Annotated in this window: 22 protein-coding genes; 13 read left to right on the top strand and 9 right to left on the bottom strand. The window is 72.4% G+C overall.

Translation table 11 applies throughout. The features are described 5' to 3' along the window. Position 1: 1 nt before the first annotated feature. Positions 2 to 1099 (bottom strand): NAD(P)/FAD-dependent oxidoreductase, encoded by a 1098-nt coding sequence (locus HCK00_RS08005; protein ID WP_168101103.1) that lies wholly within the window; start codon positions 1097 to 1099, stop codon positions 2 to 4. Between the two features lie 283 nt (positions 1100 to 1382). Here HCK00_RS08005 and HCK00_RS08000 point away from each other — a divergent pair, with 283 nt between their 5' ends. Further along, a complete protein-coding gene (locus tag HCK00_RS08000) occupies positions 1383 to 2255 on the top strand; it encodes a MurR/RpiR family transcriptional regulator (RefSeq protein ID WP_168101102.1) in 873 nt (290 codons plus the stop codon). A gap of 179 nt (positions 2256 to 2434) precedes the next feature. Here the strand turns inward: HCK00_RS08000 and HCK00_RS07995 are convergent, their stop codons facing one another. Next, positions 2435 to 4111 carry a fumarate hydratase gene (locus HCK00_RS07995; RefSeq protein ID WP_168101101.1) on the bottom strand — a complete coding sequence of 559 codons (1677 nt, stop codon included), beginning with the start codon at positions 4109 to 4111 and terminating at the stop codon, positions 2435 to 2437. Between the two features lie 475 nt (positions 4112 to 4586). Between HCK00_RS07995 and HCK00_RS07990 the strand changes: the two genes are divergently transcribed. Both HCK00_RS07990 and HCK00_RS07985 read left to right on the top strand, forming a co-directional pair. Further along, positions 4587 to 5213 carry a DUF1707 SHOCT-like domain-containing protein gene (locus HCK00_RS07990; protein ID WP_168101339.1) on the top strand — a complete coding sequence of 209 codons (627 nt, stop codon included), beginning with the start codon at positions 4587 to 4589 and terminating at the stop codon, positions 5211 to 5213. A 174-nt stretch (positions 5214 to 5387) separates the two neighbouring features. After that, positions 5388 to 5762, top strand: coding sequence for a WhiB family transcriptional regulator (locus HCK00_RS07985; RefSeq protein WP_168101100.1), 375 nt, complete (start codon positions 5388 to 5390; stop codon positions 5760 to 5762). Between the two features lie 379 nt (positions 5763 to 6141). On the opposite strand, the gene glpX is transcribed toward HCK00_RS07985, so the two are convergent. Further along, positions 6142 to 7173: a class II fructose-bisphosphatase gene (gene glpX, locus HCK00_RS07980; protein WP_168101099.1), complete on the bottom strand. Its 1032-nt coding sequence runs from the start codon at positions 7171 to 7173 to the stop codon at positions 6142 to 6144. A gap of 182 nt (positions 7174 to 7355) precedes the next feature. Here glpX and HCK00_RS07975 point away from each other — a divergent pair, with 182 nt between their 5' ends. After that, positions 7356 to 7889, top strand: a complete 534-nt coding sequence (locus HCK00_RS07975; RefSeq protein WP_168101098.1) for a DUF4245 domain-containing protein — start codon at positions 7356 to 7358, stop codon at positions 7887 to 7889. A gap of 143 nt (positions 7890 to 8032) precedes the next feature. Here HCK00_RS07975 and HCK00_RS07970 read toward each other — a convergent pair whose 3' ends face one another. From HCK00_RS07970 to xseA, 3 genes are all read right to left on the bottom strand, one after another. Further along, positions 8033 to 8629, bottom strand: a complete 597-nt coding sequence (locus HCK00_RS07970) for a malonic semialdehyde reductase (protein ID WP_168101097.1) — start codon at positions 8627 to 8629, stop codon at positions 8033 to 8035. A 385-nt stretch (positions 8630 to 9014) separates the two neighbouring features. Beyond that, positions 9015 to 9290 (bottom strand): exodeoxyribonuclease VII small subunit, encoded by a 276-nt coding sequence (locus HCK00_RS07965; RefSeq protein WP_168101096.1) that lies wholly within the window; start codon positions 9288 to 9290, stop codon positions 9015 to 9017. Between the two features lie 9 nt (positions 9291 to 9299). Beyond that, a complete protein-coding gene (gene xseA, locus HCK00_RS07960; protein WP_168101095.1) occupies positions 9300 to 10643 on the bottom strand; it encodes an exodeoxyribonuclease VII large subunit in 1344 nt (447 codons plus the stop codon). A gap of 356 nt (positions 10644 to 10999) precedes the next feature. Between xseA and HCK00_RS07955 the strand changes: the two genes are divergently transcribed. Continuing rightward, entirely contained in the window at positions 11000 to 12055 is a 1056-nt protein-coding gene (locus HCK00_RS07955) for a 4-hydroxy-3-methylbut-2-enyl diphosphate reductase (RefSeq protein ID WP_168101094.1), read from the top strand. A gap of 411 nt (positions 12056 to 12466) precedes the next feature. After that, positions 12467 to 13360: a polyphosphate--glucose phosphotransferase gene (gene ppgK / locus HCK00_RS07950; RefSeq protein ID WP_168101093.1), complete on the top strand. Its 894-nt coding sequence runs from the start codon at positions 12467 to 12469 to the stop codon at positions 13358 to 13360. Positions 13361 to 13508: 148 nt separating this feature from the next. On the opposite strand, the gene HCK00_RS07945 is transcribed toward ppgK, so the two are convergent. Continuing rightward, positions 13509 to 14255, bottom strand: coding sequence for a DUF6542 domain-containing protein (locus HCK00_RS07945; RefSeq protein WP_311765203.1), 747 nt, complete (start codon positions 14253 to 14255; stop codon positions 13509 to 13511). 528 nt (positions 14256 to 14783) lie between these two features. Between HCK00_RS07945 and ychF the strand changes: the two genes are divergently transcribed. The 3 genes from ychF to HCK00_RS07930 all read left to right on the top strand — a co-directional run bounded on the left by ychF (position 14784) and on the right by HCK00_RS07930 (position 16767). Next, positions 14784 to 15872, top strand: a complete 1089-nt coding sequence (gene ychF, locus HCK00_RS07940) for a redox-regulated ATPase YchF (RefSeq protein ID WP_168101092.1) — start codon at positions 14784 to 14786, stop codon at positions 15870 to 15872. 215 nt (positions 15873 to 16087) lie between these two features. After that, positions 16088 to 16372 (top strand): hypothetical protein, encoded by a 285-nt coding sequence (locus tag HCK00_RS07935; protein WP_168101091.1) that lies wholly within the window; start codon positions 16088 to 16090, stop codon positions 16370 to 16372. Next, positions 16354 to 16767 (top strand): PIN domain-containing protein, encoded by a 414-nt coding sequence (locus HCK00_RS07930; RefSeq protein WP_037661709.1) that lies wholly within the window; start codon positions 16354 to 16356, stop codon positions 16765 to 16767. The genes HCK00_RS07935 and HCK00_RS07930 overlap by 19 nt, the downstream gene beginning before the upstream one ends. Positions 16768 to 16783: 16 nt before the next feature. On the opposite strand, the gene HCK00_RS27455 is transcribed toward HCK00_RS07930, so the two are convergent. After that, positions 16784 to 17320, bottom strand: coding sequence for a hypothetical protein (locus HCK00_RS27455; RefSeq protein WP_240965367.1), 537 nt, complete (start codon positions 17318 to 17320; stop codon positions 16784 to 16786). 321 nt (positions 17321 to 17641) lie between these two features. On the opposite strand from HCK00_RS27455, the gene HCK00_RS07920 reads away from it, so the two are divergent. Further along, positions 17642 to 18136 carry a hypothetical protein gene (locus HCK00_RS07920; protein ID WP_168101090.1) on the top strand — a complete coding sequence of 165 codons (495 nt, stop codon included), beginning with the start codon at positions 17642 to 17644 and terminating at the stop codon, positions 18134 to 18136. On the opposite strand, the gene HCK00_RS07915 is transcribed toward HCK00_RS07920, so the two are convergent. Beyond that, positions 18102 to 18884, bottom strand: a complete 783-nt coding sequence (locus tag HCK00_RS07915) for an IS5 family transposase (RefSeq protein WP_168101089.1) — start codon at positions 18882 to 18884, stop codon at positions 18102 to 18104. The two genes, HCK00_RS07920 and HCK00_RS07915, sit on opposite strands and share 35 nt — an antisense overlap. A 275-nt stretch (positions 18885 to 19159) precedes the next feature. Here HCK00_RS07915 and HCK00_RS07910 point away from each other — a divergent pair, with 275 nt between their 5' ends. From HCK00_RS07910 to HCK00_RS07900, 3 genes are all read left to right on the top strand, one after another. Beyond that, positions 19160 to 19690, top strand: coding sequence for an NUDIX domain-containing protein (locus HCK00_RS07910; RefSeq protein WP_168101088.1), 531 nt, complete (start codon positions 19160 to 19162; stop codon positions 19688 to 19690). A 396-nt stretch (positions 19691 to 20086) separates the two neighbouring features. Continuing rightward, positions 20087 to 21826: an aldehyde dehydrogenase family protein gene (locus tag HCK00_RS07905; protein ID WP_311765202.1), complete on the top strand. Its 1740-nt coding sequence runs from the start codon at positions 20087 to 20089 to the stop codon at positions 21824 to 21826. Then, positions 21823 to 22386: an EF-hand domain-containing protein gene (locus tag HCK00_RS07900; RefSeq protein WP_168101087.1), complete on the top strand. Its 564-nt coding sequence runs from the start codon at positions 21823 to 21825 to the stop codon at positions 22384 to 22386. Before HCK00_RS07905 ends, HCK00_RS07900 begins: the two co-directional genes overlap by 4 nt. Positions 22387 to 22460 lie beyond the last annotated feature (74 nt).

The following is a 22460-nucleotide window of genomic DNA, read 5'->3' as shown; positions in this document are numbered from 1 at the left end:
GTCAGAAGTCCTCTTCTTCGGTGAATCTGCTGGGCGAGAAACGGTTGGTGAGCAGTTCGCTGCGGTTCCCCGTGCGGACCAGGTCCGCGACCATGCCGCCGACGAGCGGGCCCATGGTGACGCCGCTGTGTGTGACCGCTTCGATATAGCCGGGGAGTCCGGCGACCTCGCCGATGGAGGAGAACGAGTCGGCGGGAATGGGCCGGATGCCGAAGTACTCCGCGACGATGCGCGCCGCCTTGAGCTCCGGGACGACCTCCACGGCCCGGCCGAACAGTTCGGCGACCAGCTCTGGGCGGTCCGTGGCGGCGCCCTGCGCCATCAGTCCGTCCACCGCGTTGTTGTGGATGCGGAAGCACTCGGGGCCGTCGGGGCGGATGTCCACGGCCTCGCTGAGGACGACCTTCTCGATCGCGGTGTCAGGCGCGTGGAGCCGCAGCGTCAGCCCCTTGGTCGGGGCGAGGGGGAGGTGCCTGCCGAGCATCCGGGCGACCCGGTCGGCCTTCGGGCCGGCCGCGTTGACCACGTAGTCGGAGAGAAACTGCGTGCCGTCCCCCAGGGTGACGCGGAACGCTCCCGGAGTCCGCTCGACGGAGGTCACCGGGCAGCCGAACCGGTAGGAGAAGTCTCCCCGGGCGGCTTCCGCCATCATGTAGGACAGGGCGCCGGGGACGTCGATCCACCCCTCGGCCGGGTAGTGGGCGAAGAGTTCCTCCGGGTCCCCCACCCGTATGCCGATGCCGAATCTCTCCTCGATCTCCTTTCCGCGGACGCGTTCCACCGGATATCCCCATCCCTCCAACTCATCAAGGCGGGAAGGGAGGTTGGGTGTATAGCGTTCACTCGCGATCGAGCCGCTGAGGTGTATCCAGTCGAGATCGAGTTCTTCCTTCATCCGGTGGTACTCGCGTACCCCCGCGTAGTTCAGCTCGAAATAGTCCCGGGGTCGTTTGTTGCTCGCGTTGAGCCATGCCATGCCGGTGCTGCTCGTGCCCCCGCCCGGGAGGGACGGGTCCACCAGCGTGACCTGGACGTCACCGTAGCGGGCGAGCCGGTAGGAGCAGGAGACTCCGATGATTCCCGCTCCGACAACGGTCACTCTTTTCGCGCTCACGCCGTGCCTTTCGTCGCGCATGATTCTCGTACGGCTGGGGAGAGAAAGCGATTGGTTCTTCCGGGGCGATCACCGCGCGGCGGTTCCGGGGCGGCGGAATTCCAGGTTTCACCGCGGCCCGGCTCCGGGGCCGGTGCCTCGTCGGTTCTCAGGTTCTCGCCGGGGCCTTTGCCGGCCGCAGCGTATGGTTGACCCGCCGATTCCGCGGAGTCGTGATCTTCAACACCCATGACTGTAGCGTTTGCCTCAAAGAAGGGTCAATACTGTAGTGGAAGATTCATCGACGGGCAGGACGCTGCTGGAGCGGGTCACGGCCGCGACCGGCCATCTGTCTCCCCAGGAGCGCCGGGTCGCCGAGTACATGCTCGCCAACCCCCAGCAGGTGGCGGCCTCGTCCGCGGCGGACGTGGCGAAGCTCGCCCGGGCCAGCGACGCGACGGTGATCCGCACGGCCCAGTCCCTCGGTTACGCCGGCTTCTCCGAGCTGCGGAAGAGCCTCATCCTGGGCAGTTCACGGCGCACGGCCGCGGACATCCTGGAGGACCGGATCGCCCACGCGGGCGGGGAGAACGACCTCGCGATCGCCGTGCGGGACTCGGTGGACGTCATAGGCATGCTCGGGACCGACCGGGTCGGGGATGCCTGGGACGCCGCCTTCACCCTGCTCGCCTCGTCCGAGCGGGTCTGGACCCTGGGGTTCGGCCCCGCCGGTTCGCTGGCGGACTTCCTGGCCCTCTCGCTGGTCCGGATCGGGCTGGAGGCCACGGCGATGACGACGACGGGCTTCCGGCTGGCCGACGACCTCCTCCGGTTCCGGCGGGGCGACGTCCTCGTGGTGTTCGCCCCCGTCCGCCTGTTCCGGGAGATCGACGCGGCCCTCGCCCACGCGCGGGAGACCGGGGTCGGGACGGTGGTCGTCACGGAGGCGCTGGGCATGGTGCTCGACGGCAAGGCCGACGTGGTCCTCAGCACTCCGGAGACCACGCACAACTCCGCCAGCGAACTCACGGCCGGCCTGGTGCTCGCCCACTCCCTGGTGCTCCATCTGGCGAAGGCGAACCGGGGGGAGTCGCGCGGGCGCATGGACGATCTCAACCGCCTGCGGACCAGGATCGCGGGACCGGCCCTCGACGCCTCCTGAACGGTCCGCGTGGGGCGACTCCGGTGGCGGGCGGGCCGGGCGCGGCCCGGAGCCGCCGCGTCCAGGGGCCTCCGGTCCTCCCGGTGCGTCCCGGGTGAGACACGGCGGTGACGGCGAGAGCCCCTGACCCCGGCCAGGGGTCAGGGGCTCTCCGCGGCGGCGGAAGCCCTCCGTGGCCGTCAGTCGGCGCGGCGCACCGGGATGCTGGTGACGAAGGGCTGCTCCGGCGCCGGGTCGGCGAAGAAGTCGTTCCCCTTGTCGTCCACGACGACGAACGCCGGGAAGTCCTCCACCTCGATCTTCCAGACCGCCTCCATGCCCAGCTCCTCGTACTCCAGGACCTCCACCTTCTTGATGCAGTCCTGCGCGAGCCGGGCGGCCGGGCCGCCGATGGAGCCCAGGTAGAAACCGCCGTGCCGGGCGCAGGCGTCCGTCACGGCCTGGGAGCGGTTGCCCTTGGCGAGCATCACCTTGGAGCCGCCGGCCGCCTGGAACTGCTCCACATAGGCGTCCATCCGGCCCGCGGTGGTGGGCCCGAAGGAACCGGAGGCGTAGCCCTCGGGGGTCTTGGCCGGGCCGGCGTAGTAGACCGGGTGGTCCTTGAGGTACTGCGGCATCTCCTCGCCCGCGTCCAGCCGCTCCTTGATCTTGGCGTGCGCGATGTCACGGGCGACGACGAGCGTGCCGGTGAGGGAGAGCCGGGTCTTCACCGGGTGCCGGGTGAGCTCCGCGAGGATCTCGTCCATCGGGCGGGACAGGTCGATCCGCACGGCCGCCAGGTCGGGCCCGGCGCCCTCGGTGAGCTGCTCGTCCGTGGTCTCCGGCAGGAAGCGCGCCGGGTCGGTCTCCAGCTGCTCCAGGAAGACGCCCTCGGGGGTGATCTTGGCGAGCGCCTGCCGGTCGGCGGAGCAGGAGACCGCGATGGCCACCGGGCAGGACGCGCCGTGCCGCGGCAGCCGCACCACGCGCACGTCGTGGCAGAAGTACTTGCCGCCGAACTGGGCGCCGATGCCGATCTTCTGCGTCAGCTCGAAGACCTTCTCCTCCAGCTCCTTGTCGCGGAAGCCGTGCCCGGTGGGGGAACCCTCGGCGGGGAGGGCGTCGAGGTAGTGCGCGGAGGCGTACTTGGCCGTCTTCAGGGCGTACTCGGCGGAGGTGCCGCCGACGACGATCGCCAGGTGGTACGGCGGGCAGGCGGCCGTGCCCAGCGAGCGGATCTTCTCCTCCAGGAACCGCATCATGCTCTTCTCGTTGAGCACGGCCTTGGTCTCCTGGTAGAGGAAGGACTTGTTGGCGGAGCCGCCGCCCTTGGCCATGAAGAGGAACTTGTAGGCGCCCCCGTCGGTGGCGTACAGCTCGATCTGCGCGGGGAGGTTGGAGCCGGTGTTCCGCTCCTCCCACATCGTCAGCGGGGCCATCTGCGAGTAGCGCAGATTCAGCTTCGTGTAGGCGTCGTACACCCCGCGGGAGAGCGCCTCCTCGTCCCGCCCCGCGGTGAGGACGTGCTGCCCGCGCTTGCCCATCACGATGGCCGTGCCGGTGTCCTGGCACATCGGCAGCACCCCGGCCGCGGCGATGTTGGCGTTCTTCAGCAGGTCCAGCGCGACGAAGCGGTCGTTGGGGGAGGCCTCGGGGTCGTCCAGGATGCGGCGGAGCTGGGCGAGATGGGTGGGCCGCAGGTAGTGCGCGATGTCGTGCATGGCCTCGGCGGCCAGCGCGCGCAGCGCCTCGGGCTCGACCTTCAGGAACGTCCGGCCGTCCGCCTCGAAGGTGCTCACGCCCTCGGAGGTCACCAGGCGGTAGGGCGTGGTGTCCTCGCCGAGGGGGAGGAGATCGGTGTACGCGAACTCGGGCATGGTCGGTGTTCCTCGTCTCGGCGGTTCCGCCGCGTCGGTCGTCTCGGCCGTTTCTGCTGTCGCCGCCGGCACCGGGTGTCCGCGGGCCCGTCCAGCCTAGAACGGCCCGCGGACACCCGGTCCGTGAGGTCGGTCGCACCCGGTCCGTCCCCGGCCTGGTCGCGATCTATCGCGTGTGGGTACGCTGGCGGACGTGGATGCCGCAGCACGGGGGACGGCCCCCGGAACCCCTGATCCCTCCGAACCGCCCGCCGCCCCGGCGGCTCCCTCCGAACCGCCCGCCGCCCCGGCGGCGCCGGGCCCCTCCGGCACGCCGGAGGCCGGCACCACACCCGCACCGGGTCCCGTCCGCCTCTCCAAGGAGGAGGGGGGCGACGCGGCCGGCGGCGCCCGCGGTGGTGACGGGGCGGCCCCCGCCCCCGCCCCCGCGCCGCGAACGGCTCCGGCGGCCCCCGCCCTCTCCGGCCCCTCCGCGCTGCGCGCCGCGGACCGGGACCGCGACCGCGTCGCGGACATCCTGCGGGAGGCCATGGCCGAGGGCCGGCTCACCGCCGAGGAGCACGCCGAGCGGATCGACCTGGTCTACCGGGCGAAGACGGTCGGCGAACTGGAGCCCCTCATCCAGGACCTGCCCACCGAGGCCGACCGCGGGCGCCCCCCGTACGGCTCCTCCTACCGCCCCGCCCCCGCCGGGGCCCCGCACTCGCCGACGGACGCGGCCGCCGAGAACCTCGTGGCCGTCTTCGGCGGCGCCAGCCGCCGGGGCCGCTGGCGGGTCGGTCCGGTCACCCGGGCGTTCGCGCTGTTCGGCGGGGTCGACATCGATCTGACCGAGGCGGTGTTCGAGCAGCAGCAGATCGTCATCCGGGCCGCGGCCGTCTTCGGCGGCGTGGACGTCAAGGTCGCGGAGAACGTGACCCTGCGCGGCACCGGCACCGGCATCTTCGGCGGTTTCGACGTGCGCACGCAGGAGGCCGAGGACCCCGGCGCGCCGATCGTGGTGGTCACCGGGTTCGCGGTGTTCGGCGGGGTGGACGTCCGGCCCAAGCGCGGCAAGCGCCTCAAGGACCTTCGCGATCGCATCCGCCGCGAGCTGGACTGAACCTCCGCAGGGAGGATCGGCGGGAATCGCCGGGATCGGTTCGCCACGGTGTGAATAGGCGCGCGTACAGCGGGTAGGGACAGTCGAGTCGTCTCTCGTGCGGCATGGGGGTGCAAATGGTCGTGCGAAGGGAGACAGGCAAGGGTGACCCTTCGTAGCTGTCAGGAGTGGACCGTGCTGCAAACGCCGCATCACCCCCCGCAGGCCGCCGTCGTGCCGCCGCCGCGCACCTCCGCGCGGGAGCAGGACGGCCCCTGGCATGCGGAGGCGGTGTGCCGCCGGGACGAGGCGGGGCTGTTCTTCGCGCCCTCGAAGGAGCCGACGGCCGCCCGGCTGTCGCGTGAGGAGGCGGCGAAGAGGGTGTGCGCCCGCTGCCCCGTGCTGGTCGAGTGCCGCGAGCACGCTCTGCTGCAGCCGGAGCCCTACGGGGTGTGGGGCGGGCTGACCGCCGCCGAGCGCCGCGTCGTGCTTGCCCGCCGCCGGCGTCGCGACGCCGAGCTGCAGAAGGCCGCGCGCCCGGCGATATCGGGTGTCGCCGCCGCCGGATGAACCGGGTTCCCGGGCCCACCGAGGTGAGGCGCCGGATTCCCGGACGGTCCGGCCGGAGGGGATGACCGACGCCGGGCCGGTGCGCCCGGCAGTTCCGCGGGCCCGGAGACCGTGCAGCGTACCTCCGTGAGCCCGCCATCCGTGGAGCCGTACATCTGCGAGCCCGGTACCCGTGGAGCCGCGCGTCCGTGATCCGGACGCACCCGGGGCCGTGCGCCCGCAGCCGAGAACGTGCCCGCGCGACGTAGGTGACGCCAGGTGAGGGGCGCCCCCGCACAGGGCGCCCCTTGGTGTGTGCCCACCCGCTTCCGCCCCGCCGCGTTTCCGGGTCCGCGCGCGTCCGGCGCGGTGGGCGGCGGGACCGTTCCGGGGGCGGTGTTCAGCGGGCGCGGTCGAAGTCCACGGCGCTGTAGGCGCGGAGCTTCTTCAGCCGGTGGGTGGAGTCGATCTGCCGGATGGTGCCGGACTTCGACCGCATCACCAGCGACTGGGTGGTGGCCGTCTCCCCCCGGTACCGCACCCCGCGCAGCAGCTCGCCGTCCGTGATGCCGGTCGCCACGAAGAACACGTTCTCGCCGCTGACCAGGTCGGCGGTGTGCAGTACCCGGTCCAGGTCGTGGCCGGCGTCCAGGGCGCGCCGCCGCTCCGCGTCGTCCTTGGGCCACAGCTTGCCCTGGATGGTGCCGCCGAGGCACTTGATCGCACAGGCCGCGATGATGCCCTCGGGGGTGCCGCCGATGCCCATCAGCAGATCCACACCGGTGCCGTCCCGGACGGCCATGATCGCGCCCGCCACGTCACCGTCCGCGATGAACTTGATGCGGGCGCCGGTCTCCCGGATCTCCTGGACGATCCCGTCGTGCCGCGGCCGGTCCAGCACGACGACCGTGACGTCCTCGGGCTCGCTCCGCTTGGCCTTGGCGACCCGCCGGATGTTCACCGCGGGCGGGGCGGTGATGTCCACGTAGTCGGCGGCGTCCGGTCCTGTGACCAGCTTGTCCATGTAGAAGACCGCGGACGGGTCGAACATCGTGCCCCGGTCGGCGACGGCCAGCACGGAGACCGCGTTGCTCATGCCCTTGGCGGTGAGGGTCGTCCCGTCCACCGGGTCCACGGCCACATCGCACTCCGCGCCGGTGCCGTCCCCGACGCGCTCGCCGTTGAACAGCATCGGCGCCTCGTCCTTCTCGCCTTCGCCGATCACGACCACGCCGTTCATGGAGACCGTGTGGACCAGGGCCCGCATGGCCTTGACGGCGGCACCGTCCGCGCCGTTCTTGTCACCGCGCCCGACCCACCGCCCCGCGGCCATCGCCGCGGCCTCCGTAGCCCGGACCAGCTCCAGGGCGAGGTTGCGGTCGGGGTGCTCGGGCTCGACATCCAAAGCGGGAGGCAGATGGTTTTCGGTCATCGGAGCGCACCTTTCTGTACGGCGACGGCCGGATGTTGAAGGTAATGAGACTTTATCCGTTCATTCGCAATCTGAGCAGAGCGCCCCACGTTTGAGCGCCTCCGGGTGGCCCCGGCCCGCCGTCCGGCGGGGCGCCGGGGGCCGGGGGACGGGTCCGCCACGGCATGAGGGACGATGGAGGGGTGGCAAGTGGACGTGGCAGGCAGACGGTGCGGGACATGGTGCTGTCGATGGCGGTGATCGTTCTGTTCGCCGCCGGGATCTACGTATTCATCCCGCACGACGACTCAACGGACCCGCTTCAGCGGGTGGACTACTCGGTCGAGTTGCAATCGGCCCAACGCGCGGCCCCCTATCCGCTGGCCGCGCCCGAAGGGCTGCCGGACAGCTGGAAGGCCACCTCGGTCACCTACACCGCGGACAGCTCGCACGGCGCCGCCTGGCACCTGGGCTTCCTCGACCCGGACCGCGAGTACGTGGCCGTGGAGCAGAGCGACGCCCCGGCGAGCAAGTTCGTCACCGCCGTGAGCCGTGGCGCGGAGCGGACGGAGACCGTCCGGAGCATCCGCGGCGAGGAGTGGGTCCGCTGGGAGGGCGAGAAGTACAACGCCCTGGTGCGCGAGGAGGACGGGCACACCACGGTCGTGATGGGCACGGCCTCCGGCGAGCGGCTGGAGACGATGGCCGCCGCGCTCCGCAGCTCCGGCACAGGCTGACCTGACCGGCGGGCGGCCGGCCGGCGAGGAGAGCCGGTGGCCGGCCGCGGCCGGCGGGACCGGGACGCGTCAGCCCGCTCCGGTGACATCGGAGCGGGCTGACGGGTGTGTGTGACGGCGGCGAGGGCCGGGCCGGCCTCGGGTCAGACGGTGGTGACGACCTCGTCGTAGTCCAGGCGCGGCAGGCGCTCGGGGAACCAGGCGTTCTCGGCCGGACGGCCGATGTTGACCACGGTCAGCACCGCGTGGTTGCCGTCGGGGAAGAAGTCCTTGTTGATGCCGGCGGCGTCGTACCCGGTCATCGGGCCCGCCGCGAGGCCGGCGGCGCGGACGCCGAGGATGAAGTAGCCGACCTGGAGCGAGGCGTTGAAGGAGCCCTGCTGCTCACGGACGGGGCGCTCGCCGAAGACCGTGTCCTTGAGGTCCGGCGCGAAGGGGAGCAGACGGGGCAGCTCCTCGTGGAACTCGTGGTCCGTGGCGAGGATCGCGGTCAGCGGGGCGGTGGAGGTCTTCGGCTTGTTGTTCTCCATCATGTGGCCGACCAGCCGCTCACGCGCCTCGGGGGAGCGGACCAGGACGACGCGCAGCGGCTGCTGGTTGAAGGCGGTCGGCGCGTTCTTGACCAGGTCGTAGATCGCGCGCACCTGTTCGTCGGTCACCGGCTCGTCGGTGAACGCGTTGGCCGTGCGGGCCTCGCGGAAGAGCAGGTTCTGGGCGGCCGTGTCGAGCGCGAGGGTCATGGGGACTCACCTTGTTCGTTCTATCGGTCCGCGGGGCCGGGCCCCGCCCTGACAAGGTGGATTAGCGTTCAACTATCGCGAGGCATTCCGCCTGCGCCCTGTGATGTGACCCACAGCCCTGGCCCGGGGCGAGGGCCCGGGCGGCGAACCCGGCCGGGAAGCCGGCGCTCCCCGTTCCGCGCCGGCCGGTGTGCGGCGCCCCGCCGGACCTCCGGGCCCGCCGGGCCCCGCGTGGCACCGGATCCTCGGGACCTGCGGGGCATACGCCCATCGGGCACCGCACCCGGCCGCGGGGAACCCCGCGCCGCCCCGGCCGTGGAAGTGCGGGGCACGGTGCAGTGAGGTCCCGGGCGGTCCCCGGCGGCCCCTGGGAGCCCGGCGGCCGTCAGCCGTCCTCGGTGGTGCCCCGGGCGCCGTCGCCCGCCCCGGTCTCCGCCTCCGAGGGCTCGGCGAGCGCCGCGTCGAGCCGCGCCCGCGCGCCGTCCAGCCAGCGGCGGCAGATCGTCGACAGCTCCTCCCCGCGCTCCCAGAGCGCGAGTGACTCCTCCAGGGTCGTCCCGCCCGCCTCCAGCCGGCGCACGACCTCGATCAGCTCGTCCCGCGCCTGCTCATAGCCCAAGGTGTCGCTCGGCGCGGCGGCCCCGCTCCCGGTCTCCGTCATGCGCCCACCCTACGATCCGCCGCCGACATCGCCGCCGGCCCGGCCACCGGAGCCGTCGGCGCCGCCGCCCGCGCCGGGAGCCCCGGCCGGCGTCGGCGTCCCGCCGGGGAGTTCCGTCGCCGCCGGTGCCTCCGCGCCGGGCGCTTCCCCGGCGGCGACGACCGTCAGCTCCCCGTCCGCCACCCGGGCCCGCAACCGCTCGCCCGGCGGGACCTCCGCGGCCACCCGTACCACGGCGCCGTCCGGCCGCTGAAGCACCGCGTAGCCGCGGCGCAGGGTGGCGGCGGGGGAGAGGGCGACCACCCGGGCCCGGGTGTGCGTCAGCTCCGAGTCGGCACGGTCCAGCAGATGCCCCAGGGTGCGGCGCGACCGGTCGCACAGCTCGGTGATCCGCTCGGCCCGCTCCTCGACCATCCGGTGCGGCCGCTCCATGCAGGGCCGGGCGCGGGCCGCGGCCAGTCCGCGCTCCTCGCGGTCCAGCAGGCCGTTCACCGCGCGCAGGGACCGTTCGCGGAGCTGACGGACGCGCTGCAGTTCCTCGCCGACGTCCGGCACCACCAGCTTCGCCGCGGCGGTCGGTGTGGAGGCGCGCAGATCGGCGACCAGATCGAGCAGCGGGGTGTCCGGCTCGTGCCCGATGGCCGACACCACCGGGGTGCGGCACGCGGCCACCGCCCGCACCACCTGCTCGTCCGAGAAAGGCAGCAGATCCTCCACGCTGCCACCACCGCGGGCCACGATGATCACGTCCACCCCGGGGTGCGCGTCCAGCTCGCGCACCGCCTCGATCACCTGCGGCACGGCGTGCACCCCCTGCACCGCGACGTTGCGCACCTCGAAGCGGACCGCGGGCCAGCGCAGCCGGGCGTTCTCCAGGACATCGCGCTCGGCGGCCGAGGCCCGCCCGCACACCAGCCCTATGAGCTGGGGGAGGAACGGCAGCGCGCGCTTGCGCCCCGCCGCGAACAGGCCCTCGGCGGTCAGGGACCTCTTCAGCCGCTCCAGCCGCGCCAGCAGCTCGCCGACCCCGACCGGGCGGATCTCCGCGGCGCGCAGCGAGAGCTGCCCCCGCGGCGCGTACCACTCGGGCTTCGCGTGCACCACGACCCGGGCGCCCTCCGTGACCACGTCCGCCACCTGGTCGAAGACCGCGCGGAAGCAGGTGACGACGATCGAGACGTCGTGCGAGGGGTCACGGAGGGTCAGGAAGACCACGCCCGCCCCGGGCCGCCGCGAGAGCTGGGTGATCTGCCCCTCGACCCAGACGGCGCCGAGACGGTCGATCCAGCTGCCGATGAGCCGCGAGACCTCACCGACGGGGACCGGGGCGTCGGCGGAGGTGGTGAGTGCCATGGGAGGGAGGCTAGCGGGCCCCGCCGACAGAGCGGCCCGGCGAGCCGTCCCGCGCGTGCTTGCCGGTCCGCCGGTCCGCCGGTCCGTCCGGCCGTCTGCGCCGTCAGCGCCGTCAGCGGTCCGCCGGTCCGGCCGCCCGTGGTCCGGCCCGGCCGCTGCCGTTTCCCGTGGTTCCGGCCGGCGGCCGGTCCGCCACCCTTCCCGGCCGGTCCGGCGGCCTCCCCCGCACGCCCCGCCCACCGGCTCTCCGCCCATGGTGCCGGCGCGGGCGCCCCGGCGTCCGGCGCCCGGGCGGCGCCGTCCGGCGCGCCCGCACCCGGACCGTGCCGGGCGCTTCCCGGCTTTACGATGAACGTATGACTGCTACGCCCAGCCCGTCGCCCGACCCCGCCCCGACGAGCGCGGACGCCCCGCAGCCCGCCGACCGCAAGCGCGTCCTGCTCGCCGCCCCCCGTGGCTACTGCGCGGGCGTGGACCGCGCGGTGATCGCCGTCGAGAAAGCGCTGGAGCAGTACGGCGCGCCGGTCTACGTGCGCAAGGAGATCGTCCACAACAAGTTCGTGGTCCGCACGCTGGAGAAGAAGGGCGCGATCTTCGTCGAGGAGACGGAGGACGTCCCCGAGGGCTCGATCGTGATCTTCTCGGCGCACGGCGTGGCCCCCGTCGTCCACGAGGAGGCCGCCACCCGCAAGCTGGCGACCATCGACGCCACCTGCCCGCTGGTGACGAAGGTCCACAAGGAGGCCGTCCGGTTCGCCAAGGACGACTACGACATCCTCCTCATCGGCCACGAGGGCCACGAGGAGGTCATCGGGACCAGCGGCGAGGCCCCCGAGCACATCACCCTGGTCGACGGCCCGGAGGACGTGAAGAACGTCGAGGTCCGCGACCCCTCCAAGGTCGTCTGGCTCTCCCAGACCACCCTCTCCGTGGACGAGACGATGGAGACGGTCGACGCACTCAAGGACCGCTTCCCGCAGCTCATCAGCCCGCCCAGCGACGACATCTGCTACGCCACGCAGAACCGCCAGATCGCCGTGAAGCAGGTCGCGGCCGACTCGGACCTGGTGCTGGTGGTCGGCTCCAGGAACTCCTCCAACTCGGTGCGGCTGGTGGAGGTCGCCATCGGCGCCGGAGCCAGGGACGGCCACCTGGTCGACAACGCCGGGGAGATCGACGAGGCCTGGCTGGACGGTGTGCGGACGGTCGGCGTCAGCTCCGGCGCCTCCGTGCCGGACGTGCTCGTCGAGGGGGTCCTCGACTGGCTGGCCGAGCGCGGCTACGGGGACGTCGAGATCGTCCAGCCGATGGAGGAGAGCATCACCTTCTCGCTCCCGAAGGAGCTCCGGCGGGACCTCCGCGCCGAGGCCGCCGCGCTGGCCGGCGGCGGTACGGACGCACGCTCGTCCTGACCCGGGCACCGGCACCCTCCCGCTGCTGCCGTCCTCCGGCGCGTCCCGGGTGAGCTGATCCGGCCCGGGCGCGCCCCGGGCGGGCCTTCCGCTGGTGCGCCCGCCCCCTCGTCCGTGGGCGAGGGGGAGGGGGCGTGCCGGGATCGATGCCGTCGCCTGTTTTCGCTGGTCCGTGGCACTGCCCCGGGTGTCTTCGGCGGTCCGTGGCCCCGCCCCGGCCGGGGGAAAGCGGGCCGCCCTGGCCGCTGGTGGCCGTACCGCCGTCCTCCCGCCGCCGGCCGGCCACCGGCGAGGGCCGCGCGGCGCCGGCCGCCCCGTCCGGGCCCGGCCCACGGGCCCTCCGTCGAGGTGGCGGGATCCGGGGCCGCCGGAGTCCTCCTGCCGCGGCGGTCCACGCTCTAAGTTGGGGGCATGGCCGCTACTTCCGGGACACAGCCCGCCGAGAGTCAGAGACCGCAGACGAGCGGTGCCGCGCCGTCCGCCGGCCGGGACGCCGGCTCCGCGGCCCCGGCGCCGAAGGTGGCGACGGCCCCCGCGCCCGGAGCGGCCGGGGCGCGCCCCCGTCCCGTCCTGGGCGTGGACATCGGCGGCTCCGGGATCAAGGGCGCCCCGGTCGACCTCGGCCGCGGGGATCTCGCCGAGGAACGGCACAAGGTGCTGACCCCCAGGCCGGCGACGCCGGAGGCGGTCGTGGAGTGCGTCGCCGAGGTCGTCGGGCACTTCGCGTGGACCCGACCGCTGGGCGTGACCTTCCCGGGCGTCGTCACCGACGGCACCACCCGCACCGCCGCCAACGTCGACCCCGGCTGGATCGGCCGCGACACCCGGGCCCTGCTCGCCGACCGGCTGGGTCTGCCGGTCACCGTACTGAACGACGCGGACGCGGCCGGCGTGGCCGAGATGGCGTTCGGCGCGGGCCGTGGCCGGCGCGGCACCGTCATCGTGCTGACGCTGGGCACCGGCATCGGCAGCGCAGTCTTCACCGACGGGCACCTCGTCCCCAACACCGAGCTGGGCCACCTCGAACTGGACGGCCACGACGCGGAGACCCGCGCGGCCGGGCGGGTCAAGGACGAGGAGGGGATGAAGTGGGCCCAGTGGTCGCGGCGGCTGGAGCGCTACCTGCGCCATGTCGAGATGCTCTTCTCGCCCGAGCTGTTCATCCTCGGCGGCGGAATCAGCCGCAAGGCGCACAAGTTCCTGCCGCGGATCGAGGGCGTCCGCGCGGAGATGGTGCCGGCCGAGCTGAAGAACAACGCGGGCATCGTCGGGGCCGCGATGACCGCCGCGGCGGCCGCGCGCTGAGGGGCGGCGCTGAGGGGCGGTGCTGAGGGGCGGTGCTGAGGGGCGGTGCTGAGGGGCGGTGCTGAGGGGCGGTGCTGAGGGACGGTGCTGAGGGACGGCGGGGTGGAGTGCGGCCCGGGGCCGCTGCCCGGGCCCATGGTGCTCGCGGTCAGGGCACGGAAGGGCCGGGCCCGTCCGGCGCCGGGTCCGCCGGGTGGGGCCTCTCCGCCGCCCGGCGCGCGGCCCGCGCGGCCAGCAGAACCACCTTCCGGAGCAGCACGGTGGCCACCGCCAGCAGCGTCCCGGCGTACAGCCAGAGCGCGTTGGTCGCGAGCGCGGTCACCAGCTCCACGAGCCGGTCGGTCAGCGGCCCCCGGTCGCCCATCGGCACCAGCCCCAGGAAGAACGCGATCGGCATGGCGACGGGCGCGGCGCTCAGCTCCGCGGGCCGTACCCACAGCGCGCAGATGACGGAGGCGACGAGGAAGGTCACCCCGTACGCGTCGGGGGACGCGCCGGCCAGCAGCCCGTTCAGGGTCCCCGCGACCACCATCAGGACGACGGCCAGCAGCCCGCAGCCCAGCCCGGTGAGGCGCGGGCCGGGCATCCGGCGCAGCCAGCGCAGCCGCCGGAGGACGGTGAGCATCGGGGAGGCCGGGCGCCCCGGCCCGGTCCGGTACACCGCCGCGGGCCCGGCGGCTCCCGGCGGCTCGGTGGCCCCGGCGGCGTCTCCGGCATCGGCCGGGCCGGACGCGGACCGTCCGCGGCCCCTGCCGGTGGACCGGGCCGGGACGTCGTGGCCCGGCGCACCGGCCGGGGCCTGCCGGGGTTCCCCCGGGCCGCCGCGCGCGGGGCGGGGCAGTGGCGCGGGCCGGGAGGGTGTGCGCTCGTCGCTGTGGGTGCTCGGTTGATCCACGCGACCAACGTAGGCGGCCGGGGGCCGGGAATGTGGCCCGGGACACGCGAGCGGTCCCGGGACCGCCATCATTTCAGCCGATCATCCGCCCGGCCGGCGGCGCAATGGCCGGGAGGCGACGCAGCTGTGGCCATGGCGCCGGCGGGTGGGTCCCCGACGGCCCGGGGCCGGCCGCGGACCGGCGGGCGCCGGCCGCCCGGGAGGCGCCTGGCGAGGCCGGTGCGCCGGGTCCGGCCGGGCCGTCGGGGACCCGGACCGGGAAACGGGCGACCGCGAGCGCCCGGGAGGGGGACCGGCGGCGGCCGGGAAGCGGGACCCGGGAGCGACGGGGAGGACGGACCGGGAGCGGCCCGGTCACCCGGGCCGGGCAGCGGTGCCACCGGCGGCCCGGAGGCCGGGCGGGGCAGCAGTTGCTTCGGGCGCCCCGGAGGCCGGGCGGGTCCCGGGAGCCGGCGCCGTAGACTGGATGGCCGGCCCCGGTCGGGGCCCGTCCAGCCCGCCCACGCTCTCGCTCCGGGAAGTCGCCACGTGTCGCTCACGATCGGAATCGTCGGCCTGCCGAATGTCGGCAAGTCGACCCTCTTCAACGCCCTGACCAAGAACGACGTCCTGGCGGCCAACTACCCCTTCGCCACGATCGAGCCGAACGTCGGCGTCGTGGGCGTCCCCGACCCCCGCCTGGACCGGCTCGCCGAGATCTTCGGCTCGGCGCGCAAGCTCCCGGCGACCGTCGACTTCGTCGACATCGCGGGCATCGTGCGGGGCGCCTCCGAGGGCGAGGGCCTGGGCAACAAGTTCCTGGCGAACATCCGTGAGTCGGACGCGATCTGCCAGGTCATCCGCGCGTTCAAGGACGAGAACGTCGTGCACGTCGACGGGAAGATCTCGCCCAGGAGCGACATCGACACGATCGACACCGAGCTGATCCTGGCCGATCTCCAGACGATCGAGAAGGTGCTCCCGCGCCTCACCAAGGACGCGCGGCTGCAGAAGGAGAAGGCGCGGGTGCTCACGGCCGTCGAGGAGGCCAAGGCGATCCTGGAGGAGGGCCGCACCCTTTTCGCCGCCGGGATCACCCGGGAGTCCGACCAGGGCCGCCTCCTGTACGACCTGCACCTGCTCACCACCAAGCCGTTCCTCTACGTCTTCAACGTCGACGAGGACGAACTGGTCGACGAGGCCTTCCGCAAGGAGCAGCAGGAGCTGGTCGCCCCCGCGGAGGCGATCTTCCTCAACGCCAAGATCGAGTCCGAGCTGATCGAACTGGACGACGACGAGGCGCTGGAGCTCCTCCAGTCCATGGGCCAGGACGAGCCGGGCCTGGCCACCCTCGCCCGCGTCGGCTTCGACACCCTGGGCCTCCAGACGTACCTCACCGCCGGGCCCAAGGAGGCCCGCGCCTGGACGATCAAGAAGGGCGCCACGGCCCCCGAGGCGGCCGGTGTCATCCACACCGACTTCCAGAAGGGCTTCATCAAGGCCGAGATCGTCTCCTACGAGGACCTGGTGGAGTGCGGCTCGGTCCCGGAGGCCCGCGCCAAGGGCAAGGCCCGCATGGAGGGCAAGGACTACGTCATGCAGGACGGCGACGTGGTGGAGTTCCGCTTCAACGTGTAGCGGCTGACATATCACCACGTTGCTGATCTGGCAAACATGCAGGTCAGAGAGGGTCCGACTCTTCGGAGTCGGGCCCTTTGTTTTTCCCGTGCTGGGATCGTGCTGGGATGGGATGGGGGTGCCCGTGCTGGGATTTGCGTGAGCGGGGCGCTGACCGAGCTGTGAAGGTAGTGCGGACGTGGCGCTTTTCCTACTCGTTTGACACAATCGGGGGTATGGCTGAGGCGACGTACAGCATCGGGGAAGGGCCAGCGACGCGGGTGAGCTTGTCGCTGCCGGAGGGGACCGCGGAGGCGATCCGGGCGCGGGTGGGCAAGCGGGAGTTCTCCGCGTTCATCGCCGAGGCGGTCGAGCGTGAGCTGCGGGGGCAGGTCCTGGACGAGTACCTGGCGGGTTACGAGAGCCGCAAGGGGCCGGTCTCCGAGCCGGCTCGTCAGCGGGCGCGGCAGGTCTTCGACGAGGTGTTCGCCGAGGAGGCCGAGTGGCCCGCCGCAGGCTGAGTCACGAGGGGACGCTCGTCCTCGACAGCGAGGGACTCTCGAAGCTGCTCGCTGACGAAGAACAGGTGGTGGCTCTGATCGCTGAGGCGCGCTCGCGCGGCATGGAGGTCGTGATCAGTGCGCTCACCATCATCGAGGCCGTCCACGCCCGTACAAACAAGTCACGCCTGAACTGGGTGCTTTCCGGGCTGCGAGTCGTCCCGGTCGGTGACGAGGAGGCGAGGGCTGCCTCGAAGTTGCTGATGAATGCCGGGTTGCACGGACACAAGTACGCGATCGATGCGGCCGTCGCCGAGGCCGCGCTGCGACAGCACCGCCCCGTGGTCATGCTGACTTCCGATATTGACGACATGGCCAAGCTGTGCGGCGAGCGGGTCCGGCTCGTGGCAGTGTGATTTCCCTTGGTCCGGCTCAGTAGGAGCGGGGTCCGTAGGGGCTCCAGTGACCGAGGAAGGGCTTGAGGTCGTCGCCGCTGGGTTTCGGCGGCGTGGGCAGTTTCGGCGCTGAGGCCGATTCGGTGAGGTTTTGGAGGTGCGCGTCCGCGAACGCGAGCCACGCATCGACCTCGGTCCGCTCCTGCCCAGGCGGAAGTGATGTGGCATGGACGCCTACTGCTGCGACGTATTCAGTCAGGCGCCTGGCCTGGTACCAGGTGTCTGCCTGTTCTCCGAGCTGTTTGACGCGGTAGGCGTGGGTGTAGGCGGCGTGGGCTTCCTGCATGGCGGCTTGCCAGCGCTTTTGCTGTACCTCTCTGGCTTGCTGGTCTGCAAGGCGTTTGCGTTCTGCGGCCTCGCCGCGGATTCCGACTTCCTGCACGATCTCGGCGAGTTGTTCTTCCAGAGGCCGGTCGGGGAGATCCGCCCATTCGCTTGCACGGTGCGGGCTGCCGCCGCGGAGTATGAAGCGTAGGCGGCTGGAGGGGGTGTAGTCGAAGCGGGGGATGCGCATCCATGAGTGCTTCTTGGCGTCGGCGAGTTCCTTTTCTGTGGGGACGTGTTCGCTGCGGTCCTGTTCTTGGAGGACGAGGAATCCGACACTTTCGCCTTGGGCGGTGATGGAGAAGTGCGGTGGTGCCTTGCGGCGCCGGTGGGGTGGGGGCGCGCCTTGTGTGGTTCCGAGCGATGCCTTGTGGCCTTGGGCTGTGGTGGCGGCGATGAGAAGCTGTTGTCTTTCCGAGAGTGACGGGTGCGTTTCCGCTGGTCAGGTGTAGGTGCGGTGTTTCGGCGGCAGGGACGAGGTGTCGTGTCGTCTCTTCGGGGAGGTGCCGGGATGCCGTCGGTGATGGGGTTGCTGGAGGATCGTGAACGCGCCGCTCGGCAGCGGGTGGAGGCCCTTCAGGCCGAGTTACGGGAGGCCGAGGCAGTGTGGGAGCGGTTCGTGATCGCCCGTGAGACGGTGGGCGGGGTTCTGGCGGAGCCTCGCGGTGGCGAGTCGGTCCCGCCCGTCGTGGTGGCCGGCGAACGGCAGGTGCAGGTCACGGCGGCGGTGCCCGGTTCGGTGGTGCCGCACTGGCAGGAAGGACTCGCCCCGACGGTTCTCGCACCGGACTGCCAGCGGATCATGGAAGTCCTGGCCGGTGGGACCGGGAAGCACGGGGAGGCGATGGACTGCCGGCGGCTCGCGGCGGCTGTCGGGCTGGAGCCGGTCCCGGCGAAGGTGGAAGGGACGCGGTCAAAGGCGAAGCGTCTGGCCGCACGGGGCTGGCCGGCGGAGGAACGACCGGGGCTCTTCAGCGTGCCCGCCGGGCGAGCCGACGGCTCATGACCATGCTCATCGACCACCGGATCACCGCCTCCGAGGTGTCGGTGCGCCTCTCGTAGTCGCGGGCCAGTCGGCGTGAGTGCATCAGCCACGCGAACGTGCGCTCCACCAGCCACCTCTTCGGCAACACGGTGAAGCCGCTGGTGTCGTCGCTGCGTCTGACCACCGTCAGCGCGACGTGCAGGACACCGCGGGCGAAGTCGACCAGGCGGCCGGTATAGCCTCCGTCGGCCCACACCCGCGTGAGGTGCCAGTGCCGCTCACGCAGCCGAATCAGCAGGGTCTGCCCCGCATCCCGGTCGGTGACCGAGGCCGCGGTCACCATCACGGCCAGCAGCAGTCCGAGGGTGTCCACCACGATGTGCCGCTTGCGGCCGTTGATCTTCTTTCCGCCGTCGAAGCCCCTGGTCGCGGCCGGCACCGACGCGGCTCCCCGCACCGACTGCGCGTCGATGACGGCCGCCGTCGGCTCCGGACCGCGGCCCGCAGCCATACGGACCCGGTCACGCAGCCGGTCGTGGAACTCGGCGGCCAGGCCCTTGTCCCGCCAGCGCCGGAAGAAGGCGTAGACACGGTCCCACGCGGGGAAGTCCGCGGGCATCGCCCGCCAGGTGATGCCGCCCGCGACCAGGTAGCGCACCGCGTCGACCATCTGCCGGTGGCAATAGCTCTCCGGCTGCCCGCCGCGGCCCTCCAGCCAGCCGGGAACCGGCATCGCGTCACGCACGACCGCCCACTCCGCATCGCTCATGTCCGACGGATACTTCGGCCGCCTGTACGGCCGACCCCCGGCGCTCCCGAACCGGTGAGCGAGACAATCACACGACAGGGAATCCGAGTTGGACGACATCAGCGCCGGCACGGAAGACTGCAGCACCAGGGGCCTCCTGTTGCTCGGTTGGATTCGACACCCACGAGCTGTACGGGAGGCCCCGCTCCCATGCCCGGCCAGTCAGAAGATCACCCGACCGAGTCGACGATTTCGAACTCACGCTCACCAAGATCGATAGAGCAACGGCTTCTAACATGCCCAACAACCCGCCCGACGAAGGGAACACCGTGGCCCAGCAGACCGACGACCGCTCCCAGGCACTCAAGCCTGCGCTCGAATCGATGACCCTGCTGGTCGCCGCCGTCATCGTCCACGACAAGGCCACCAACCGCGTCGTCCTCCTCCAGCGCAGCGAGAATGCCAAGTTCGCCCAAGGCATGTGGGATCTCCCCGTCGGCAAGAGCGAACCGGGCGAACCCATCACGGAGACCGCGGTCCGTGAGCTCTACGAGGAGACTGGCCTCACTGTGAAGCCCGAGTCGCTCAAGGTCGCCCACATCATCCACGGCGCTTGGGGCGTCGAAGCCCCCAACGGCTTCCTCACGGTCGTCTTCGCCGCCCACGAATGGACCGGCGAACCCGAAAACCGCGAACCCCGCAAGCACTCCCAGGTCCGCTGGGTCGATGCCAACGCCATCCCCGACGCCTTCGTCGACACAACTGCCAGTGCTCTCCATCATTACCTGCACGGCAGTTCTCAGGTGTCACTTGAGGGATGGCGTTAGTTGCGCACCCTGAGTTTGTGTGCAGGGCCTTCCGTCGACTCCGGCTTGATGGCGGCGGGCTGTTTCGGCTATTCGCCCGGGAACATCGTGGCTGGAAAATAGCAGCTTCCGGTCTCATTTGCGTGACGCCGGCGTACGCGCCACGGCCGCTCACGACGGTGCCGCGGCCCCCGAGCCTGGCGGCGGGAAAGCCCGCTGACCCTTCGACGCGTCCACCGGGCCACACGATCTGGGATGAGCTGCCGGAGTGGGGCCGGGGGCCGGGGCCGGCCCCGCAGGCCCGTTACCACGCCTGTAAGGCGCGCCGGCCGGGAACAGGTTGGGGTTCCCCTGTTCGAGGGGAATATCGACTCCTACGGAGACGGAACCCGGGCGCCGGTGTGAAGAATCCCCCGCGTGAATCCCTCCCCCCAGACCTCCCGCGCCGAGCCGCTGAGTTATCCCGTCCTGCTGGCCGGCGCGCCGGCGCCCGGCGCGAGCTGGGTGCACTGGCCGAGGAGCGGCGCCATGCTGCTCGACACCTACGAGACGGTGGCGCTCAAGGCGCGCCTGGACCACGACCGCGCCACCCCGGCGGACCACGACGACCCCCGGCTGGTCGGCCGGGTCGCGCGCTCCACGGGCGAGCAGGCCCTCGTGGCGCTGGCCGCCGCCCGCGAGGCGCAGCCGGCCTGGGCGCGGATCCCGCTCGATCGGCGGCTGGACTTCGTCCGCGCCGTCCACCACCGGCTGCGGGAGCGGGCCGGGGAACTCCTGGCGGTGCTCGTCGCGGAAGGGCACCCGCTGCCCGTGGGCCGGTGGGAGCTGTCCGCCGCGCTGAACGTGACCCACCCCGACTCGGTCGCCCACGCCCGCGCCGCGATGTTCTGGGAGGGGAGCCAGGCGGGGCGGCTGGTGCGGCTGGTGCGCAAGCCCGACGGGGTGGTCTGCCTCGATCCGGCGCGCAACGCCCCGATGCTCACCGCCCTGTCGGGGGTGCCGACCCTGGCGGCGGGCAACGCCCTGGTGGTCAACGCGCCGCCGACGGTACCGCTGAGCGTGGCCTACGTGTTCCACGAGCTGGTCGCCCCGCTGCTCGCCGAGTACGGGGCGCCACCGGGCACGCTGAGCGTGCTGTGCGCGCCGGCCCGCCCGACGCTGCGCACCTGGCTCGCCTCACCGAACTGTGACGACATCTTCTTCTTCGGCGGTTCGGCCCAGGGCGCCGAGCTGGCCCGTTCCTGCCTGGAACACGGGAAGAAGCCCATCCTGGAACTGGCCGGGAACGACGCCCTCGTGGTCTGGCGGGACGCCGACCTCGACGGGGCCGTGACGGCGGCCCTGGAGCGTTACCTCGGGTCCGGACAGCTCTGCCTGGCACCGAAGTTCGCCCTGGTGCACCCCGCCGTGGCGGACGACTTCACGGAGCGGCTGCGCCGGAAGGTGGCCGCGCTGCGGGTGGGTCCGGCCGACGATCCCGAGGTGGTCCTCACCCCGGTGATCAACCGGAACCGGTGCGGGGACGTGCTGGACGACGCGGTCGCCCGGGGAGCCGAACTCCTCTGCGGCGGCGAGGTGGTGGACGTGCACGGCCGCCCCTCCCTCCGGGGACCGTTCGTCACCCCCGCGCTGCTGCGCGTACGGGGCCTGGAGCGGGCGGCGACGATGGAGGCCGTCACCGAGGAGACCTTCTTCCCGCTCATGTGCGTGGTCGTCCCGGAGCCCGCCCCGGCCCCGGCGCCCGAGGGCGGTACGGACGACCCGCTGCTGGACTCGGTTCTCGCCTTCGTCGACGCCAACCACTACGGGCTGCGCAACTCGCTGTGGGCACGGGACCCGCGGGTCATCCACCGGTTCACGGACGAGGTGACCAACGGCGGTGTGCTGAAGGTCAACGACAGCCACGTCGGGACCCTCCCCGTGCTGCCCGTCGCCGGCGGCACCGGCCTGTCGGGCGGTGTGTTCGGCGAGGCCAACATCCCCTTCCTGCGCACCACCCGCCTCCAGGGCATCAGCGTCGCCGGCGGGAGCGGTGATGCCTTCGACCCCTTCGACCATCTCGCCGCCGCCGGGGCCCTCCCGGATCCCGGGGCGGTCTCTCCCGCCCCTATCCCCCTGCCGGAACAGCCCGGCAGCAGCAGAAAGGCCGACACATGACCACGCTCTCCGGAACGCCCCTGCTCCACCGCAAGATCGATGTGTGCTTCGGGCACTTCGACACCGACGACAACGGCTCCGTCGACCGGGAGGACCTGCTCACCCTGGGGGCCCAGCTCCTGTCCAAGTTCGGCGAGCCCGTCACCTCGCCCAAGGGCATCGCGCTGATGGACGGCATGGCCCGCTTCTGGGACGCCCTGGTCGCCGTCTCCGACCAGGACGGGGACCAGCGGCTCAGCCGCGACGAGTACCGGTCCGCCATGACCGGCGCCTTCGTCGAGGATCCCGGGAACTTCGACACCGCGTTCCGGCCCCTGGCGGAGGCGGTGTGCGCGCTGCTGGACACCGACGGGGACGGCGCGGTGGACGAGCGGGAGTTCGAGGCGTGGCAGGACGTCTTCCGTACCGCGCCCGGGGACCGGGCCGAAGCCTTCCGCAGGCTCGACGCCGACGGTGACGGCAAGCTCTCGGTCGGCGAACTGCTGGCGGCCGTCCGCGAGTACTACCTCAGCCCCGACGCCGACGCGACCGGCAACTGGCTCTACGGCTCGGTCGGCTGACTCCCGGGCCGGTACCCGGTGGCGGCAGCGCGTCCCACCGGGTACCGGCCACCGGCTCCGCGACGGCCGCCGCT

The sequence above is a fragment of the Streptomyces zingiberis genome (assembly GCF_012034935.1).
GTDB classification, from domain to species: Bacteria; Actinomycetota; Actinomycetes; order Streptomycetales; family Streptomycetaceae; genus Streptomyces; species Streptomyces zingiberis.
Note: the sequence above shows the minus strand (reverse complement) of the source record. Positions and strands in the feature narration are given on the sequence as shown.

Excerpts from the sequence above, each read along its gene's own strand:
- HCK00_RS07995 (WP_168101101.1), bottom strand. The coding sequence starts at position 4,111 with ATGCCCGAGTTCGCGTACACCGATCTCCTCCCCCTCGGCGAGGACACC.
- glpX (WP_168101099.1), bottom strand. The coding sequence starts at position 7,173 with ATGACCGAAAACCATCTGCCTCCCGCTTTGGATGTCGAGCCCGAGCAC.
- HCK00_RS07970 (WP_168101097.1), bottom strand. The coding sequence starts at position 8,629 with ATGACCCTCGCGCTCGACACGGCCGCCCAGAACCTGCTCTTCCGCGAG.
- HCK00_RS07965 (WP_168101096.1), bottom strand. The coding sequence starts at position 9,290 with ATGACGGAGACCGGGAGCGGGGCCGCCGCGCCGAGCGACACCTTGGGC.
- xseA (WP_168101095.1), bottom strand. The coding sequence starts at position 10,643 with ATGGCACTCACCACCTCCGCCGACGCCCCGGTCCCCGTCGGTGAGGTC.
- HCK00_RS07955 (WP_168101094.1), top strand. The coding sequence starts at position 11,000 with ATGACTGCTACGCCCAGCCCGTCGCCCGACCCCGCCCCGACGAGCGCG.
- ppgK (WP_168101093.1), top strand. The coding sequence starts at position 12,467 with ATGGCCGCTACTTCCGGGACACAGCCCGCCGAGAGTCAGAGACCGCAG.
- HCK00_RS07935 (WP_168101091.1), top strand. The coding sequence starts at position 16,088 with ATGGCTGAGGCGACGTACAGCATCGGGGAAGGGCCAGCGACGCGGGTG.
- HCK00_RS27455 (WP_240965367.1), bottom strand. The coding sequence starts at position 17,320 with ATGCGCATCCCCCGCTTCGACTACACCCCCTCCAGCCGCCTACGCTTC.
- HCK00_RS07920 (WP_168101090.1), top strand. The coding sequence starts at position 17,642 with ATGCCGTCGGTGATGGGGTTGCTGGAGGATCGTGAACGCGCCGCTCGG.
- HCK00_RS07915 (WP_168101089.1), bottom strand. The coding sequence starts at position 18,884 with ATGAGCGATGCGGAGTGGGCGGTCGTGCGTGACGCGATGCCGGTTCCC.
- HCK00_RS07910 (WP_168101088.1), top strand. The coding sequence starts at position 19,160 with ATGCCCAACAACCCGCCCGACGAAGGGAACACCGTGGCCCAGCAGACC.
- HCK00_RS07900 (WP_168101087.1), top strand. The coding sequence starts at position 21,823 with ATGACCACGCTCTCCGGAACGCCCCTGCTCCACCGCAAGATCGATGTG.